Origin of the sequence: Pseudomonas sp. TH43, from assembly GCF_016650635.1 — a bacterium.
In the GTDB taxonomy this organism is placed as follows: Bacteria; Pseudomonadota; Gammaproteobacteria; order Pseudomonadales; family Pseudomonadaceae; genus Aquipseudomonas.
This window is the reverse complement of sequence record NZ_JAEKFI010000001.1, coordinates 416,542-434,390: the sequence shown is the minus strand read 5'-3', so window position 1 is coordinate 434,390 and position 17,849 is coordinate 416,542. Positions and strand designations below refer to the sequence as shown.

Genomic DNA, 17,849 nt, shown 5'->3' with positions numbered 1-17,849 from the left:
CGGTCATGGGTCGCTGGCAAGGAAAACCGGACTTTCCAAAAGGTAGCAATGTGAAGCGTGATATTCATCTGGTTGTGCTTTTGTTGTCGGTGATCGGTTGTTCCCTCGCGTCATTGACGGTGTGGAAAGTGTTGGCTTCTCGAGAGCGCGCACTGGAAGAAGTCAACGTCCATGGCTTGAACCTGACTCAGGCGTTGGCGACGTACTCCGAAGGTATCGTGCGCCAGAGTTCATTGCTGCTGCTCGGCCTCGTCGAACGTCTGGAGACCGAAGGCAGTGGCCCCGCGCAGATTCAGCGGCTGAGTGCCCTGGTCATGCGCCAGGAACCGTTGATGCCGCAGCTCAGTGGCATCACCATTTACGATACTCAGGGACGCTGGCTGATGTCTTCGAACCGGCCGATTCCCGCCGGGGCGAACAGCAGTGATCGCGCCTATTTCATCCATCATCGTGATGATCCCTCCCGCGAAACCTTCATCGGGCCACCGATTCAAAGCCGTTCCAATCAAGAGTGGGTGATAACGGTCAGCCGCCGTTTCAACGACGCTCGCGGCGAGTTTGCGGGCGTGGTGGCGGTGACACTGGGGGTCGAAAACTTCCTGCGCCTGTTTGGCAAGATCGACGTCGGGCAGGAGGGCGCCATCGGCTTGTCCTATACCGATGGCACGTTGCTGGTTCGCTATCCCTTTCGCGAGCAGGACATGGGGCGCAACTTTTCCAAGTCGCCCATCTATGCGAAGTATCTGGTCGATCGCTCAGTCGGCACAGCGTCGTTCACCTCCAGCCTGGACGGCGTTGAGCGGCTGTACGCCTTTCGCAAGAGTGATCGGCTGCCCTTGATCACCACCGTCGCCCTCGGCAAACGCGAGGCACTGGCGGCGTGGCGTATGGAAGCGTGGCTGTCGGCAGTGGTGGTGGCCGGGCTGCTCGGGCTGACCAGTCTGATCGGCTGGTTTCTGATTGTGGATATCCGCCGGCGTACCGAGGCCGAGGACCAGTTACGCGGAACGCAGCAGCAGTTGCTCTCATCCAATCGCCAGCTTGAATTGCTGGCAATGAAGGACGCCCTGACAGGTCTGGCCAATCGGCGCTGCTTTGACGAGAGCCTCGCCATGGAAGCTCGGCGGGCACAACGTGACGGCAGCACGCTGGCATTGCTGATGATCGATATCGACTACTTCAAGCTGTTCAATGACGCCTTTGGGCATGTCGCCGGCGATGCCTGCCTGCAGACCGTTGGCCGCGTGCTGCAGGACTGTGTGCGACGCCCGTCAGACCTGCTGGCGCGCTATGGTGGCGAGGAGATGGGCGTCATCATGCCGAATACCGATGCTGACGGCGCCGCGGTGGTGGCTCAGCTCATCCTCGATCGCCTGACGCAACAGAACATCCCGCACAGCGCCAGCCCGTTCGGGCGCCTGAGCGTGAGCATTGGCATCGCCACGGCGACAGGCGCGCAACTGGAAGGTTTGCAGGGATTGATCGAAGCGGCGGATCAGGCGCTGTACAGCGCCAAGGCACTGGGGCGTAACCAGTTTGCGCGTAGCGGCCAATCGCCGACGTTGACGGTATGACGACCAATCGCGCAATTGTCGGAGGGTGCGCAAAGGGCTGAAACAGGGCCGAGCGGGTCGACCCTGTCCCGAACGGTCAGATCACGAAAAAACCGTGCGTTCCGTCACGGCCCAACTGTGCCACCAGCCCATATTCCCAATCCAGATAGCCCTGCATGGCTTCGCGCGGATTGTCGGTGCCTTCATACGGTCGGCGATAGCGGTCGATACGCGGTGACGCCAAATGCTGCGGGCTTGCTTGCACCGGGAGTCCAGCTTCGATCCAGGCGCTTGTACCGCCGCGCAACACCACCACCGGGCGCTGGGTCAGTGCCTGCAACTGCGGCACAGCCCAACGGGCGAGCAAGCTGCTGCCGCAGGTCAAGACATAACGCTGGGCCGGCGGAATGTTCGCCAACGCTGACTGCAACTGACTGCGCAATACCCACCACGCGCCGGGGATGTGCCGTTGTACGTAAAGGGCACTGGCGGTTAAATCCAGCACCTCCGTGCCCGGCTCTTTCAGCCAGTCCGCCAGCGTCTGCGGGCTGATTTCTTCGGCTGCGGGGGCGGTCGGCAGGGGGCTGCCATGGGCCTTGTTCACTGAAGTCGCTCGGGTTCAAGTCATCCAGTACGGACACTTGCCAACCCATCTGTGCCAGCCAGGACGCACTCATGTTCGCCCGCACATTATCGTCATCCACCAGCACCAGGCGCGCACCACGAACGCTGGCGAAATGATCGGTTTCCTGGACCAGTTGTCCGCCGGGTGTGGAGCGCGAGCCCGGCAAGTGGCCGGCAGCAAATTCTTCCGGCGTGCGCACATCGAACAAATACGTAGTGCGGGCCGGGTCGGCTTGCCAGCGTCGCCACTCGGCCAGGCCGATGCGGCTCACGTTGGCGCGTTTGGCGACCGCGCGGGCGGCTTCGATGGCGAGGTTTTTGTTGTGAGCGCTGACGGGTTTGAAGCGCCGGTCCTGGCCATGCTCCAGGGTCTGGCCGGCGAGGGTCCAGCCGATGGTGCCATTGCGCAGGGCGGACACGGGGTTGGGAATCCCGGCGTTGACCAGTGACTGGGTGCCGATGATGCTGCGGGTGCGTCCGGCGCAATTGACGATGACCCGCGTTTGCGGGTCCGGAGCCAACTCGCGCACCCGCAACACCAGTTCGGCGCCAGGTACGCTGATGCCACCGGGGATACTCATGGTCTGGTATTCGTCAAAACGTCGGGCGTCCAGCACCACCACGTCAGCCTTGGCATCGAGCAGCGCCTGCACTTCTTCCGCTGCCAGGGACGGGGTGTGGCGTTCGGCATCCACCAGTTCACCGAAGGATTTACTGGGTACATTGACGTCCTTGAACAGCTCGCCACCGGCATCACGCCAGCCTTGCAGGCCGCCCTCAAGCAGCGCCACATCGGTGTAACCCAGCGTTTGCAAGCGTTCAACGGCGATGGCGGCCAAGCCTTCGCCATCGTCATACACGGTTACCCGGGTGTCTTTGCGTGGGACCCGTGCCAACACTTCCAGTTCGAGTTTGGACAGCGAGATGTTGGCCGCAAACAGCGGATGAGCTTCGGCAAACGGCGCCTCTTCACGCACGTCCAGCAATGCAAGTTCCTCGCGTGCCAGCAGAGCTTTACGGATATCGGCGTAACGGCGGATAGCGAAATCGGTCATTGCGGGAGCTCCTTCGACAAATCCCAGAGGTTTGGTAACAGGCTGTTGGAATAGCCGGAGATGAAAGGTTTTTCAGTGCCGTCCAGGCCATACACCGCGCGCTTCACCGCGCCGATGTTGGCGCCATACACGTGCACACTGATCGACACCTGATCGCTGTAGGCATTGGCCACCTGGTGAATGTCACCCACTGTTGGCGACACCGCTTCGACCTGGCCCGGATCCAAGCGCAGCGCTGCTCCGGCCGCTGCCAATGCGCCATCGGGTTGCCGGGCAAATCCTTGCGAATACTCCGCGCCACGCAACATGCCGATCAGCCCCCAGACCCGATGATCATGGATCGGCGTGCGTTGCCCCGGCCCCCAGACAAAACTGACGATGGAAAAGCGTTGCCGGGAATCAGCGTGCAGCAAAAACTGCTGGTAACGTTCGGGGTCAGGCCGGGCGAATGCCTCCGGCAGCCAGTCATCGACGCTGACCAGTTGCTGCAGCAAGCGGCCGCCCTGTTCAAGGATCGCTGTTTCACCGGGCTGTTCATCGAGCAGCGTGGCCAGTTGTTCGATGAACTGGCGCAAGCGCGCCAGGTTAGGTGGCGCGAGTGGTTTGGACACAAGGTTCTGGGGCATGAGCTCCCTCCGTGGAAACTGAAATAAACGCGAACTACACGGGCGAGCTAAAAGGTATTATTCTTTATGCACATTTTTCCAGTCATTTATTATGCGAAAAAAGAATGAAGATAGATGATCTGAACGCGTTCGTGGCAGTGATCCGCTGCCAAACCATCAGCCAGGCTGCTGATTCCTTGCAGTTGACCCAGCCGGCGATCACCCGGCGGGTGCAGAACTTCGAGGAAGCCTTGGGCGTCGAGTTGCTCGACCGCAACACCAAACCGCTGAAACCGACCAGCATGGGCCTTCGGGTTTACGGGCAGTGCCTGGAAGTGCTGCGCACCATTGATGCCCTCAGCGAATTGGTGGCCAGCGACGGCCCGCCCAGTGGTGCGTTACGCATCGGCGTCCCGCAGACCATCGGCGATGTGGTGTTGCTGGATGCCCTGAGCCAATTGAAAGCCCTCTACCCGCAATTACAGACGTCGGTGGCCACAGGCTGGGGCAGCCATTTGCTGGGCAAGGTCGAGAACGGCGAACTGGACGTGGTCGCGGCGCTGTTTCCCGCCGGTAAGGTGTTTCCGGAGGGGGTGGTCGGGCGTTCGCTGGCCAGCATGAGCCTGGTGGTGGTCGCCGCCAAAGGCGAGGTACGCAAACGCAACTGCAAACTCGCCGATTGCTATCAGCGCGGCTGGGTGCTCAACCCTGACGGCTGTGGTTTCCGCGCCGGCCTGCAAAGGGCCTTGAGCGCGCAGGGGTTGTCGTTGCAAATCAACCTGGAAACGTTCGGCACCGAATTGCAGTTGGGGTTGATCGCCAATGGCCTGGGCTATGGTCTGGTGCCGTTGCCGTTGCTGGAAAACAGCAGCCATCGCGACAAACTGGAAATTGTCCCGGTCTCGGACTTCAAACCGGTGATTGATTTGTGGCTGATCCATCCGCGTTTCCTCGGCAACCTGCAAGAACCGGTCAGCGTATTTGGCGAAATGGTCGCGGCTCGGGTGGGCAAGCACTGACCGGATTGGTTGTTTATTGCATATCGTGGATTTGAATAGATGCATTATTTGTATATTAGATTAGAACTAAAACGAATTTCACGGACAGTTTTTATGTAGTTAGCATGGGGTTCGACGCGCTTTATCAGGGAAGTTGAAATGTCTGCGCAACCCCCCGTTACACCGCTGGATCGCCTCAAGTCCATCGCCCAATGGCCCGCCGGGCGCGATCTGCTTGCGCGCTTGCTCAGCCCGTTGTTGCTGTTGCTGCTGTGGGAGCTGGCCTCGCGCACGGGACTGTTGCCACCGCGCATCATCGCTGCGCCCAGTGCGATTGGCGCCACGCTGTGGCAGATGCTCGGCAGCGGCGAGTTGGCCGGCCACTTGTGGATTTCCCTGCAACGCGCCCTCAGCGGCCTGGCGATCGGGGTTAGCGTCGGCACCGTCCTGGCGCTGGTGGCGGGGTTGTCGCGACGCGGCGAGATCGCCATCGACTCGCCGATGCAAATGCTCCGAACCTTGCCGTTCCTGGCCATCGTGCCGCTGTTCATTCTGTGGTTTGGCGTAGGCGAAACGCCGAAGATCGCCTTGATTGCCCTCGGCACTACCTTCCCGATTTATCTCACGCTGTTTTCCGGTATCCGCGGCCTCGACCCCAAGCTTGTCGAAGCCGCAACGATGCTCGGGCTCAAACGCTGGGAACTGATCGTCCACGTGATCTTGCCCGGTGCCTTGCCGGCATTCTTTGTCGGTTTGCGCTACGCCTTCGGCATCAGTTGGCTGGGGCTGGTGGTGGTTGAGCAAATCAACGCCAGCGCCGGCATTGGTTACCTGGTCAACGATGCGCGGGACTTCATGCGTACAGACGTCATCGTCATCTGCCTGATCATTTACAGCGTACTGGGGCTGGGTATCGACGGCCTGGTGCGTTTGCTTGAACGGTTTGCGCTGGCCTGGCGCCCGACCTTTATCAGGAGCTGACCATGACTGTGCTGTTTGCCAAACCCCCACTGCCAGCCGTCGAGTGCCGACAGGTCACGCGCCGGTTTGCCGGCCAGGCGGTGCTCGATCACTTGGACCTGGAGATTGCGCCTGGCGAATTTGTTGCCCTGCTGGGCAGTAGCGGTTCGGGTAAAACCACTTTGTTGCGAGCGCTGGCCGGGCTCGACCGGATCGACGAAGGCCGGTTGAAGGTACCCGAAGCGCTGGCGGCGGTGTTTCAGGAGCCGCGCTTGATGCCGTGGAAACGCGCCTGGCGCAACGTCTCCCTCGGGGTGCGTGGCGAAGGGGCGAAAGAGCGCGCATTGGCGGCGATGACTGAGGTCGGCCTGGAGCATCGGCTCAATGCCTGGCCAGGCACTTTGTCCGGAGGCGAAGCGCAGCGCGTCGCGCTGGCGAGGGCACTGGTCCGTGAGCCGAAACTGTTGCTGCTGGACGAACCGTTCGCCGCCCTCGATGCCTTGACGCGCATCCGCATGCATCAACTGATTATTGCGTTGTGGCGAGTGCACACCCCGGCGGTGTTGCTGGTCACGCACGACGTTGACGAAGCAGTCCTGCTGGCAGATCGGGTGGTGGTGTTGGCCCACGGGCGCATCGCCGAACAGATCCAGATTCGCTTGCCGCGCCCGCGTCAGATCGCGACGCCGGCGTTCCATGATTTGCGTGCGCGCCTGCTGGAATTGCTCGGGATCGACAGCGATCCCGACGTTGCCAGTGCCGCTGACGATTCCCAACCCTTGAGCAGGACCGGCAACCGATGAGCTTATCCACCGCGCAACCCCGCGCCGAGCATCAGGCTCGGCAACCCGATCTCGACGCTCCGGCATTCGCCGAACGGCTGGAAGCGCTCAGCGACGAATTCGCCGCGACGGCGGCTTATTACGACAAACACAGCGAGTTCCCCCACGCCAATCTGCGGCGATTGCATGAGCACGGTTTGCTGGCGTTGACGGTGCCGCGCCGTCTGGGTGGCAGCGAGGCGACACTGGCCCAGGCGCGCCGGGTCGTCAGCGCAGTGGCTCGCGGCGAACCGTCCACCGCGTTGGTGCTGGTGATGCAATACCTGCAGCACACGCGCCTGCAAGGCAATCAGGCCTGGCCGCTGCACTTGCGCGAACGGCTGGCACGCGAAGCAGTGGAAGAGGGCGCATTGATCAACGCGTTGCGGGTCGAGCCGGATCTCGGCACACCGGCCCGTGGCGGCTTGCCCAACACCATTGCGCGACGCGTGGACGGTGGCTGGTTGCTTAGCGGCCGGAAGATTTACTCCACCGGCATTCCCGGCCTGACCTGGCTGGCAGTCTGGGCGCGCAGTGACGACAGCGAGCCGCACGTGGGCACTTGGCTGGTGCATCGGGATACGCCGGGGATTCGCATCGAGGAAACCTGGGATCACTTGGGCATGCGCGCTACCGGCAGCCACGATGTGATTTTCGAAGACGTGTTCGTCGCCAGCGAATACGCCGTGGACATTCTGCCGGCCAGCGTCCCGCGTCCCTCTGAACTGGACAGTACCGGCGTGTTGTGGCTGGCAGTGCTGCTTTCGTCGATCTACGACGGCGTAGCCCGCGCCGCCCGCGACTGGTTAGTGGGCTGGCTTGCCGAGCGCACGCCGGCCAATCTGGGGGCGCCGCTGTCGAGCCTGCCGCGGTTTCATGAACTGATCGGGCGCATCGACGCGCTGCTGTTTGCCAACCGCGTGCTGCTGGATGCTGCGGCACAAGGACGGGTCGATCCGAGCGAAGCCACACAGGTCAAATACCTGGTCACCAGCAACGCCATCAGCGCCGTCGAATTGGGGATCGAAGCCATCGGCAACCCGGGCCTGGCCCGTGGAAATCCGATCGAGCGGCATTACCGCGACGTGTTGTGCAGCCGGATTCACACCCCGCAGAACGACGCGATCCTCGGTGCCGTCGGCCGCGCCGCATTCGCTTTGCCGAGCCGGGGCGCCCAGGCATGACGCGCATCGCCAGTCAGTTGGACGCGGCGTTCAATCAACACCTGCGAGCGCAATTGCCTGATGTTGAAGTGCTTGAGTTATCGCGGGGTTTGCCAGCGAATCTGCCGGCGGATGTTCAGGTGTTGCTCGCCGCCCCACATGCCGACTTTCGGGATGCGTCGGCGCCGCCGCCCGGTTGGCCGTTTGGTTTGCGGCTGGTTCAACTGGTGACCAGCGGTCTCGATTATTTCCCTCGCTGGCTGTTCGACAGTTTGCCGGTGGCGAGTGCGCGAGGCACTACCGCAGAGACGATGGCCGAGTTTGCCCTGGCCGCGATTTTCACGGCCGCCAAGCAACTGCCGGACGTCTGGATCAACGACGCGGCGCACTGGCAGCAGCGGCCGCTGGCTTCGGTGTCCGGCAGCACCCTGGGGCTGTTCGGTTTCGGCAGTATTGCCCAGGCCCTGGCGCCGAAAGCGCAGGCATTGGGGATGCACGTCCTCGCGCTGCGTCACTCCGAGCAGCCCTTTGAAGTGCCCGGCGTGCGCGCAGTGGCGGACATTCATGAGTTGTTTGGCCGTGCCGATCATGTGCTGCTGGCGGCACCGGTCACGCCCGCGACACAGCACATCGTCAGCGAAGCGGTGCTGGCGTCAGCCCGGCCGGGGCTGCATCTGATCAACCTAGCACGCGGGGCGCTGATCGATCAGCACGCGTTGTTGCGCGCCCTCGATGCCGGGCAAGTCGGCTTGGCGAGTCTGGATGTCAGCGACCCGGAGCCGCTGCCGGCGGGGCACCCGTTTTACCGTCATCGACGCATTCATTTATCACCGCACACCTCGGCCAATTCGCCGCAGGTGTACCTCAACATTGCCCGTTTGCTGGCGCGCAACATTGAACGCCAGCGCAAAGGGCTGCCATTGGAAAACCCGGTGGAGATCAGCCGTGGATATTGAAAGGAGTCAGCCATGAGCACAGCCAACGCAATTCACCGGCCGGGGGTGTACGACTTGCCGCGCGACGGCCACACCGTGTTTCGCTGGGAGCATCCGCCGCAGCACGAGAGCGTTGCGCAGGAACGCTTGCAGCGCAAACAGAGCCTCGCAATCGCGTTCCGGGTGTTTGCCCTGCAAGGGTTCGATATGGGCGGCGCCGGGCACATCACGGTGCGCGACCCAGGACGGCCGGATCACTTTTGGGTCAACCCGGTGGGCGTGTATTTCGGTCATTTGCGGGTGTCGGATCTGTTGCTGGTCAATCCTGACGGCGAAATCCTCGAAGGCGAGGGCGCGTTGAACCTGGCCGCGTTCGCTATCCATGCCGCGCTGCATGAAGCCCGCCCGCAGGTGATCGCCGCGGCGCATGCACATTCGCTGTACGGCAAGGCCTGGTCGAGTCTGGGACGTTTGCTGGACCCGCTGACCCAGGACGCCTGTGCCTTTTATGAAAAGCACGCACTGTTCGACAATTTTTCCGGGGTGGTGCTGGACACCAGAGAGGGCGCGCGCATTGCCCAGACCCTTGGCGAACACAACGCGTTGATCCTGCAAAATCATGGCCTGCTAACCGTTGGCCAAACCGTCGAAGCGGCCGTCTGGCGTTTTATCGCGATGGACAACGCGGCACGCACGCAACTGCTCGCCGAAGCGGCGGGTTCACCACGGCTTATCCCGCATGACGTTGCGCGACACACGGCCAGACAGGTCGGTACTGAATTTGGCGGTTGGTTCAGCTTCCAGCCGTTTCGCGAACGGATTTTGCGCGCAGAACCGGATGTTCTGACTTAAGGAGTTGCACCATGCACCGTCGACGTTTTCTCGAACTTTCGGCGCTGGCCGGCCTCGGCGCATTCAGCGTCGGCCTGCCACGCTTCGGCCTGGCCGCCAACGACTTGCGTGGGGTCACGCTGAACGTGGCGACCTACAAAGGCGCGGCTCCGACATTCTTCGCCGAAGCAGGAATCGAGCCTGCGCCTTACACCGTCAAATACGCCGAGTTCACGGGCGGCAACCTGAGTTTTGAGGCCTTGGTCAGCGGCACCCTGGACATCTCGCCAATGAGTGAGATACCGCCGATATTCGGGATCAAGAATCACGCGCCAGTGAAGCTCATTGCGGTGTTGACCGGTGACGTCAACAACCAGGCGTTTATCGTGCCCAAAGGCTCTGACGTGCAGTCGATCGCGCAACTCAAGGGCAAGCGAATCGGCTACATCCGCTCGACCAGTTCACACTATTTTTTGCTTAAAGCGCTGAAGGAGCAGGGCCTGACGTTCAATGACATCGTGCCCATGGCGCTGACGCCGCAGGACGGTTTTGCCGCGTTTCAGAACGGCGCGCTGGATGCCTGGGTCAGTTTTGGCTACTTCATCCAGCTCGCCGAGCAACGCACCGGGGCCCGTGTCTTGAAAACCGGTCAGGGCTATCTGTCCGGCAATTACGTGATCGCCGCCAATCAGAACAGCATTGCCGACCCGCTCAAACATCAGGCGATTACCGATTACATCCTGCGCGAGTACCGTGCCTGGCAATGGATTGCGGCGCATCCCGAAGAGTGGGCAACCAAGAGTGCGAAGATCCTTGGCATGCCACGGGAAGTGTTCCTGGCCCAGTATCGTGCCCAGAGTGGCCCGCGCTTGCTGCAACCGGTGGACGATGCCGCGGTGAAATCCCAGCAGGATGTCGCCGATCTGTTTTTCGAGGCTGGGGTGTTGCCGCAGCAGCTCGACGTGTCCGGTTTGTGGGACCGCAGTTTTCACTGGAGCTGAACCCGCATTTCCACATCCGACACTTGCCAGGGAGGGCATGCATGCTCACTTCTTTTGCGCGCTGCTGTGCAGTGCTGTTGTGCCTGATCAGCGCTTTCACCGACGCCGGGGAAACCGTCACGCAACTTCACCAGCGCCTCACCGTCCTCGACGGCCACCTCGACACTCCGATGCAACTGGCGCGTCCGGATTGGGACATCACCCAGCGGCACAGCTTCGACACCGACCTGTCCCAAGTGGACTTGCCGCGCATGAAGGAGGGCGGGCTGGACGGTGGCTTCTGGGCGATATTCACCCCGCAGGGCCCGCTTACCGCGGAAGGCCGGACACTGGCCAGCGAACATGGCCTGGCGGTGATCACGCGCATTCGCGACATGGTTGCGGCGCACCCCAAGGATTTTGCCTTGGCGTTGCGCGCCGAAGACGTACCGGCCATCGTCGCGCGCCAGCAGCGGGTGGTGTTTATCAGCATGGAAAATGCCGAGCCGCTGGCGGCTGATCCGCAACGATTACAGACCTATTACCGACTGGGGTTGCGCATGCTCGGGCTGGTTCATGCGGCCAACAACGATTTCGCCGATTCAGCCACCGCGTTGCCGCAATGGCACGGCTTGAGCCCGGCCGGTCGAGCGCTGGTGGCGGAGGCCAACCGGCGGGGGATTTTGCTCGACGTGTCGCACGCCTCGGATCAGGTGTTCGATCAAGTGCTGGAGCTGTCCAGTGCCCCGATCATTGCTTCGCACAGCAGCAGTCGGGCGATCACGGCGCACCCGCGCAACCTCGACGACCAGCGCTTGCGCCGGTTGGCGGCGAAGGGCGGCGTGGTGCAGGTCAACAGCTTTCCCAGTGATTTGATCAACCGCGAGCCCAACCCCGAGCGCGACAAGGCGCTGGGCCCGCTGTACCGCGAGTTTCGCCTGGCGGCGAGTCTCAGCACGGCCGAGGTGGCGGACCTGGCAGCGCGTATCCGCGAGGTGGAAAATCGCTATCCGCAGCCGCAAGCGAACCTGGATGATTTCATCAGGCATCTGCTGCACATCCTGCAAGTCGTCGGCGCGGATCACGTCGGGATCGGTGCTGACTGGGACGGTGGCGGCGGGGTGCAAGGCTTGAGTGATGTGTCGCAGTTGCCGCGGATTACCGAGCGTTTGCTGGCGGCGGGTTACACCGAAAGTGATGTGGCGAAGATCTGGGGCGGAAATTTGCTGCGGGTGCTGAGCGAGGCGCAGCGCGCACATTGATCGGCTTGGATCGACTGACGATGTGACTATGCAATCGCCGCAGAATCACCTCTGGCGAATATGATACAAATTAATATTTGCATATGCTTAAAATGTATTTCTCTTATTAAAGAGCGCCCCCTAGGATGGCTTCGCATAGACCCAAGTGACTGAACAAGTCGCTGGGCTATAACCGAATGCACTATCTATCCGCCAGGCAGGGAGCGCTTGAATGCCGTTGACCAGAAGACAATTGATCGCCCGCGTGGCCGCCGTCGGCGGTCTTCAAGCGGCCTCCGCGGTGATGGGCATGCTCGGTGTGACCGACACGGCGCAGGCCGCTGCGGAGAACTATGCCGCGTTGCCCACCGCCCGTGTGGGGCAAGGTGCCAGCGTGGTGGTGATCGGTGCCGGCATCGGTGGTCTGGTCAGCGCCTATGAACTGCGAAAGGCCGGTTTCAACGTCACGCTGCTGGAGGCCCGTGATCGGGTCGGCGGGCGCAACTGGACGGTTCGTGGGGGTGATCGTGTCGAGTACACCGACGGCAGCGTGCAGGTCGCGGACTTCGACAACGGCTTCTACCTCAACGCCGGCCCCGGCCGTCTGCCTAGCCATCATCAGTTGATGCTCGGCTATTGCCGCGAGCTCGGGGTGGAACTGGAAGTGTTGGTCAACACCAGCCGCAACGCACTGGTGCGGCCCGACCTGAATCAACCGGCGATCCAGATTCGCCAGGCCGTGAACGACAGCCGTGGGCACTTCTCCGAGCTGCTGGCAAAAGCGGTCAATCGCCACGCGCTGGATCAGGAACTCAGCCTCGAAGACCGCAGCAACCTGCTGAGTTTCCTCAAGACCTGGGGCGATCTCTCGGACAAACTCGAGTACGTCGGTTCTGCTCGCTCCGGGTACAAGGTATGGCCGGGTGCCGGTGATCAACTCGCACAGAAAAAAGACCCGCTGCCGCTGCAGACGTTGCTCAACCCGGCGTTGACCACCGCGTTGATGATTGATGAGTACCCGGAATTTTCGCCGACCATGTTTCAGCCGGTGGGTGGTATGGACCGCATTCCCAAGGCATTCGCGCGGCACCTGAAAGCAGCGCTGCGCCTGAACGCCGAAGTGCGCTCGATCACTAATCACGCGGATTTCGTCGAGGTCGCTTATCTGGACCGACGCAGTGGCCACGAACAAAAAATTCGCGCTGATTACCTGATCAGCGCGTTGCCGTTGCCACTGCTGGCGAAGATCGACAGCAACCTCGCAGCACCGGTCCGCCAAGCCATCGCCACCGTGCAATTCGGCTACGCCAACAAAGTCGCCTGGCAGTCGCGGCGCTTCTGGGAAAGCGACTATCAGATTTACGGCGGTCTATCGTTTATCAATCAGGAAGCCTCGGGCCTGTGGTATCCCAGCGGGGGTTTCAACCAAACGCAAGGGGTGTTGGTGGCGGCTTATAACAATGGCGAAACGGCGCGCAAGTTCGGCGAGAAAAGCCTTGATCAGCAAATAGCGATTTCCCGTCAGGCCGTTGAATTGCTGCACCCCGGCCACGGCCATGAACTGCGCAAACCCCTGGCTATTGCCTGGGCGAAAATTCCGTACAACCTCGGTCCGTGGATCAATCACGAAGTGGCCGAACCCGATTACAGCTTGCTCAACCAGCCGCAGGGTCGGGTGTACCTGACCAGTGACGGCCTGGCGCACAGCGGCGTGGGGATCTGGCAGGAAGCGGCGGCCGGCGCGGCGCGGCGTGTAGTGCGCAATCTTTTCGAGCGGGCGCAAAGCTCGCCTATCAAGCAAACGGCCTGAAAAAGCCGCGCTTTCATTCAAACAGCCACACACGATTTGCCAGGTAGCGGACCTCCGAGGCTGGCATTAAATAACCTTGGAGTGTCTTTGCATGTCTTTGAAAAAAACCTTGTTGGGGATGGGGATCCTCTTTGCGGCCAGCAACACCCAGGCCGCTTCGATTTCGCGGGTGCCGTCGACGTACCCCAATTCGCCGATTCTGCAATCGGTAACCCTCGCCGCGAATACCGAGGTCACGTATCTCTCGGGCCTGCTGCCCGATCCGGTCGATCCCAAAGCCCCGAAAGATCAGGTGCGTGCCGTCGGCAATACCGAAGCGCAGACCCGCGTGGTACTGCGCAAGGTCGAGAGCATTCTGGCGAGCCAGGGTTTGAAACTGGCCGACGTGGTGCAACTGCGGATCTATCTGGTGGGCGACCCGGCGTTGGGCGGCAAGCTGGATTTCGACGGGTTGCAAGTGGCCTTCCGCGAGTTTTTCGGTACCGAACAACAACCGTTGAAACCCGCGCGAACCACCGTGCAAGTGGCCGGGCTGGTGTTGCCCGGTGCCCTGATCGAAGTCGAAACCGTTGCCGCCAGGTCGCACTGAGCGCCGTCAGAAAAGGATCTTTGTCATGCGTTCAATTTTGCATAAAACCCTGTTCGGTGCGGCGCCTTTGAGCTTCGGCCTGTTCGGCATGGTGGTGCCCCCCGAACTGTTCGCCGCCGATGAAACCCTGGGCACCGTGGTGGTCACCGGGGTCCGCGGCAGTCAGCAGCGCACTGTCACCAACAGCCCGGCGCCGATCGATGTGATCGACAGCGAGCAACTGCGCACTATCGGCCAGAATGGCCTGAAAGAAATGCTCGGGCGCCTGCTGCCCTCGTTCAACGTCCCGACCATCAACGGCGGCGGTACTGCGTTCCTGGTGCGCGGGGTGAGCATGCGTGGCCTCAGCGGTGATCAGGTGCTGGTGCTGATCAACGGCAAGCGTCGCCACAACTCGGCGCTGATCAACAACGGCGCCCGCGTCGGCAACGCCTCGGTGCCAGTTGATTTGGACCTGATTCCGACGGCGTCCATCGAGCGCATTGAAGTGCTGCGTGACGGCGCAGCGGCGCAGTACGGCTCCGATGCCATTGCCGGGGTGATCAACATCATCCTCAAGCGCAATGCCGAAGGCCTGACGTCCGACACCAGTGTCGGCCAGTACTACGACGGCGATGGCACCACCGGACATGAAGCGTTCAACTGGGGCTCGGCGCTGGGCGACAACGGCGGCTTTTTCAACCTGTCGTGGGACGGCAAACTGCAAGAGCCTTACGAGCGCTCCAGTGCTGCCACCGGCCAGTTGTATTTCAATCAGCCGAACGGCACACCCGACCCACGTGAAAGCAATCGCCAAGGCTGGGGCACCGAGTACGGGCTTGGCCGCGATCGCACCACCAGCGTCGCCTATAACGCCGAGTTGCCGTTGCAGGACGATCTGAAGCTGTATTCGTTTTCGACCCTGAGCTACCGCAACAGCAACAAGGACCTGGGGCACCGCAAACCCACCGACATCACCAGCCTCAACGGTGTGCCGGATGCGCCGTACCCCAATGGCGGGCAGGCGCGACGGGAGATCCACGAGGTGGACTTTCAGGTGGCCGGTGGCGCCAAGGGCGCGCTCGGTAACTGGGATTGGGATCTGTCGAGTACCTACGGCAAGGATCGCGCGGTGCTCGACACCGACAACAACCTGAACATTTCCAACGGCCCTTACGGCCAGCACGACTTTCACCTGGGCAATCTGATTTTCGATCAGTGGACCAACAACCTCGACTTCACCCAAGCGCTGGATATCGGCTGGAGCAGCCCGCTGGAGACCTCGTTCGGCGTCGAATATCGATGGGAGAAGTATGCGCTGGAGGAGGGCGAACCGAACTCCTACAACTACGGCAGTTATGTGCCGGCAGTCGGGCGATTCGCCGGCGTGCGTCCGGACCCGGGCCTGTTTTCGGTAAACGGCACAACACCGGATGACGCCTATGACTTGCAGCGTCACAGCGAAGCGGCCTATCTGGACTTCGGTCTGAACATCACGCCCAACTGGTACGTGGGTGCGGCCGGGCGCTATGAAAAGTACAACTTGGGCGTGGGCGACACCACCAGCGGCAAGCTGACCACGCGTTACGAGTTCCTGCCGGGTTACGCAGTGCGGGCCGCGGTCAGCAATGGCTTCCGCGCACCGTCGCTGGCGCAAAGTGTGTTCTCCACCACCAGCACCGTGACCCAGTTCGGCGCCAACGGCACCACCAGTTCAGTGCGCACCAAGCAAATGCGTCCGGATTCGGCCGAAGCGATTGCCCTGGGCGCCAAAGACCTGGAACCGGAAACCTCGCGTAACTACAGCCTGGGCTTTACGGCGGAGCCTGCCGAACGCCTGCGTTTTACCGCTGACTTTTACCTGATCGATATCGACAAACGCATTCTGCAGACCGGTTTGCTGCAAGGAACCGCCGTCTCGCAGATCCTCGTCGAAAACGGACTGGCACCGAACCTCGCCGGGCAGTATTACACCAACGCCGCCGACACCCGCACCAAAGGCGTGGACCTGGTGGCCGATTACAGCCAGTCGTTTGGTGAGTACGGCACGGCGAAATGGAGCATCGCCTACAACCACAACAAAACCACGATCCGTGACCTGGCCGACACCCCGGCAGCCCTGTCGCGGCTGGGTTCCAGCTACCTGTTGTTCGACCGCCAGCAACAGATCGACCTGACCAAGTCGACGCCCAAAGACAAGTGGATTCTGTCGACCAACTACAAGGTTGGCGACTGGACCACCAACCTGCAACTGACGCGGTTCGGCGAGTACACCGAAGGCTCGAACATCCCGGCCAACGATCGCACTTACAGCGCCAAGTGGATCACCGATATCGACGTGGCCTACGACGTCACGAAGAACCTCACCGTGGCGTTGGGCGCCAACAACCTGTTCGATGAATACCCGGACAAGATCGGCCTCAAGGCCTGGGCCGGCACCTACGAATACGGGATGTTCTCGCCGTACGGTCTGGGCGGCGGGTATTACTACAGCCGCGTCAGCCTGGCGTTCTGACCGATGAGCCAACGCACATCTGCTGGCAACGAACGTTTCACCGACGATGTTGGCGGCGCCAGCCCAATCCGTGGGCGCCGGCTTGCAGGAGATAAGGCCCGTAACGCGGTTGCAAAATTCGGCGGGCTGTTGACGCTGCTGCTCATTATTTCGGGCTTGAGCACCCCGGTCGTGGCCGACGACACCTTGCGTGTGTCCAGCCAAAAGCAGTCGCTGAAAATCTTGCTGCAAGCGGCCGGTGAGCTGGAGAATCTGCCTTACCCGATCGAGTTCGCCTCGTTCGCCGCCGCCGCGCCCACCGCCGAAGCCTTGGCGGCCGGCGCGGTGGACCTCGGCAGCCTCGGGGACGCGCCGTTCGTGTTTGCGGCGGCGACCGGAGCGCCGATCAAAACGGTCGGGGTGATCAAGGTCAACGTGACGCAAACCGCGGTGGCGATTGTGGTCAATCAGAATTCGCCGCTGACGGACGCCGCGAGCCTGAAGGGCCAGCGCATTACCACCACCCGTGGCTCCATCGGGCATTTCATGGCACTGGCGGCGCTACGTTCGGCGGGGCTGCACGGCCGTGATGCGCAGTTCATTTTTTTGCAACCCGGCGAGTCCCGCAGCTTGCTGGCCAACGGTCAGGCAGACGCCTGGTCGACCTGGGATCCTTACACCAGCATGGTGCAAATGGAGGGCGGCACGCGGGTGCTGGTCAGTGGCGAAGGGCTGTTTGCCGGGCACATGTTGTTGGTCGCCAATGACAACGCGATCCGTGACAAATCCCTGCAAATTCGTGATCTGCTCAAACGGCTTGATCGCGCCTATGCCTGGGCTAACCAGCATCAGGAGGCGTTCTCGAAAATCCAGGCGGGCTACAGCGGTTTGCCGGTGGAAATCCACGAACGCTCCAATCGCTTCGCCGTACCGCACCGTATTCCGGTTGCGCCAGCGGTCGTTGAAGACGTGCAACACACCGCCGATCTTTATCGAGAGGAGGGCATTATCCAGAATTCATTTAATGCGCCGACTTACTTTGATGAGCAATTTAACGACGTGCCAAATTGATGACTGTTTGAAGGAAGGTGATCAATTAGAGAGTTCGAATAATGTGCGTTACTTAGTTTAATTATCAGTATTTTTAATAATCTTTGACACGATCCGTCAATGGTCTGTGCAGGGTTCTATTTGCCTGATTTTTGATACAT

The 17,849-nt window shown here is 61.4% G+C and carries 14 protein-coding genes and 1 pseudogene; 13 read left to right on the top strand and 2 right to left on the bottom strand.

Features of this window, described 5'->3' with window-relative positions; all coding sequences use genetic code 11:
* Positions 1-50: 50 nt before the first annotated feature.
* Positions 51-1,574 (top strand): diguanylate cyclase, encoded by a 1,524-nt coding sequence (locus JFT81_RS01735; RefSeq protein WP_201225851.1) that lies wholly within the window; start codon positions 51-53, stop codon positions 1,572-1,574.
* 76 nt (positions 1,575-1,650) lie between these two features.
* Here JFT81_RS01735 and JFT81_RS01730 read toward each other — a convergent pair.
* Together JFT81_RS01730 and JFT81_RS01725 are read right to left on the bottom strand one after the other, a co-directional pair.
* Positions 1,651-3,232: pseudogene (locus JFT81_RS01730) on the bottom strand (rhodanese-related sulfurtransferase).
* A complete protein-coding gene (locus JFT81_RS01725) occupies positions 3,229-3,858 on the bottom strand; it encodes a cysteine dioxygenase (RefSeq protein WP_201225850.1) in 630 nt (209 codons plus the stop codon). Before JFT81_RS01725 ends, JFT81_RS01730 begins: the two are co-directional and overlap by 4 nt.
* A 104-nt stretch (positions 3,859-3,962) precedes the next feature.
* Here JFT81_RS01725 and JFT81_RS01720 point away from each other — a divergent pair, with 104 nt between their 5' ends.
* From JFT81_RS01720 to JFT81_RS01665, 12 genes are all read left to right on the top strand, one after another.
* On the top strand, positions 3,963-4,856 hold the full coding sequence (locus tag JFT81_RS01720) for a LysR family transcriptional regulator (protein WP_201203660.1): 894 nt from the start codon (positions 3,963-3,965) through the stop codon (positions 4,854-4,856).
* 138 nt (positions 4,857-4,994) lie between these two features.
* Positions 4,995-5,816, top strand: coding sequence for an ABC transporter permease subunit (locus tag JFT81_RS01715; RefSeq protein ID WP_242485539.1), 822 nt, complete (start codon positions 4,995-4,997; stop codon positions 5,814-5,816).
* A gap of 2 nt (positions 5,817-5,818) precedes the next feature.
* Entirely contained in the window at positions 5,819-6,598 is a 780-nt protein-coding gene (locus JFT81_RS01710; protein ID WP_201225849.1) for an ABC transporter ATP-binding protein, read from the top strand.
* A complete protein-coding gene (locus JFT81_RS01705) occupies positions 6,595-7,800 on the top strand; it encodes an acyl-CoA dehydrogenase family protein (protein ID WP_201225848.1) in 1,206 nt (401 codons plus the stop codon). The genes JFT81_RS01710 and JFT81_RS01705 overlap by 4 nt, the downstream gene beginning before the upstream one ends.
* Complete coding sequence (locus JFT81_RS01700; protein WP_201225847.1) at positions 7,797-8,735, top strand: D-isomer specific 2-hydroxyacid dehydrogenase family protein; 939 nt, start codon at positions 7,797-7,799, stop codon at positions 8,733-8,735. The genes JFT81_RS01705 and JFT81_RS01700 overlap by 4 nt, the downstream gene beginning before the upstream one ends.
* A gap of 12 nt (positions 8,736-8,747) precedes the next feature.
* Positions 8,748-9,566 (top strand): class II aldolase/adducin family protein, encoded by an 819-nt coding sequence (locus JFT81_RS01695; protein ID WP_201225846.1) that lies wholly within the window; start codon positions 8,748-8,750, stop codon positions 9,564-9,566.
* Positions 9,567-9,577: 11 nt separating this feature from the next.
* Positions 9,578-10,546, top strand: a complete 969-nt coding sequence (locus JFT81_RS01690; protein WP_201203652.1) for an ABC transporter substrate-binding protein — start codon at positions 9,578-9,580, stop codon at positions 10,544-10,546.
* A 41-nt stretch (positions 10,547-10,587) separates the two neighbouring features.
* Positions 10,588-11,787: a dipeptidase gene (locus tag JFT81_RS01685; protein WP_201225845.1), complete on the top strand. Its 1,200-nt coding sequence runs from the start codon at positions 10,588-10,590 to the stop codon at positions 11,785-11,787.
* Positions 11,788-11,998: 211 nt separating this feature from the next.
* The gene (locus JFT81_RS01680; RefSeq protein WP_201225844.1) at positions 11,999-13,576 is read left to right on the top strand and encodes an FAD-dependent oxidoreductase; all 1,578 of its coding nucleotides are present in this window, start codon (positions 11,999-12,001) and stop codon (positions 13,574-13,576) included.
* A gap of 91 nt (positions 13,577-13,667) precedes the next feature.
* Positions 13,668-14,165, top strand: coding sequence for a RidA family protein (locus JFT81_RS01675; protein ID WP_201225843.1), 498 nt, complete (start codon positions 13,668-13,670; stop codon positions 14,163-14,165).
* 25 nt (positions 14,166-14,190) lie between these two features.
* Positions 14,191-16,659, top strand: a complete 2,469-nt coding sequence (locus JFT81_RS01670; RefSeq protein WP_201225842.1) for a TonB-dependent receptor — start codon at positions 14,191-14,193, stop codon at positions 16,657-16,659.
* A 3-nt stretch (positions 16,660-16,662) separates the two neighbouring features.
* On the top strand, positions 16,663-17,709 hold the full coding sequence (locus JFT81_RS01665) for an aliphatic sulfonate ABC transporter substrate-binding protein (RefSeq protein ID WP_201225841.1): 1,047 nt from the start codon (positions 16,663-16,665) through the stop codon (positions 17,707-17,709).
* The last annotated feature ends 140 nt before the right edge of the window (positions 17,710-17,849 follow it).

Coding starts and splice junctions, on each gene's coding strand:
- JFT81_RS01725 (WP_201225850.1), bottom strand. CDS start 3,858: ATGCCCCAGAACCTTGTGTCCAAACCACTCGCGCCACCTAACCTGGCG.
- JFT81_RS01720 (WP_201203660.1), top strand. CDS start 3,963: ATGAAGATAGATGATCTGAACGCGTTCGTGGCAGTGATCCGCTGCCAA.
- JFT81_RS01715 (WP_242485539.1), top strand. CDS start 4,995: ATGTCTGCGCAACCCCCCGTTACACCGCTGGATCGCCTCAAGTCCATC.
- JFT81_RS01710 (WP_201225849.1), top strand. CDS start 5,819: ATGACTGTGCTGTTTGCCAAACCCCCACTGCCAGCCGTCGAGTGCCGA.
- JFT81_RS01705 (WP_201225848.1), top strand. CDS start 6,595: ATGAGCTTATCCACCGCGCAACCCCGCGCCGAGCATCAGGCTCGGCAA.
- JFT81_RS01700 (WP_201225847.1), top strand. CDS start 7,797: ATGACGCGCATCGCCAGTCAGTTGGACGCGGCGTTCAATCAACACCTG.
- JFT81_RS01695 (WP_201225846.1), top strand. CDS start 8,748: ATGAGCACAGCCAACGCAATTCACCGGCCGGGGGTGTACGACTTGCCG.
- JFT81_RS01690 (WP_201203652.1), top strand. CDS start 9,578: ATGCACCGTCGACGTTTTCTCGAACTTTCGGCGCTGGCCGGCCTCGGC.
- JFT81_RS01685 (WP_201225845.1), top strand. CDS start 10,588: ATGCTCACTTCTTTTGCGCGCTGCTGTGCAGTGCTGTTGTGCCTGATC.
- JFT81_RS01680 (WP_201225844.1), top strand. CDS start 11,999: ATGCCGTTGACCAGAAGACAATTGATCGCCCGCGTGGCCGCCGTCGGC.
- JFT81_RS01675 (WP_201225843.1), top strand. CDS start 13,668: ATGTCTTTGAAAAAAACCTTGTTGGGGATGGGGATCCTCTTTGCGGCC.
- JFT81_RS01670 (WP_201225842.1), top strand. CDS start 14,191: ATGCGTTCAATTTTGCATAAAACCCTGTTCGGTGCGGCGCCTTTGAGC.
- JFT81_RS01665 (WP_201225841.1), top strand. CDS start 16,663: ATGAGCCAACGCACATCTGCTGGCAACGAACGTTTCACCGACGATGTT.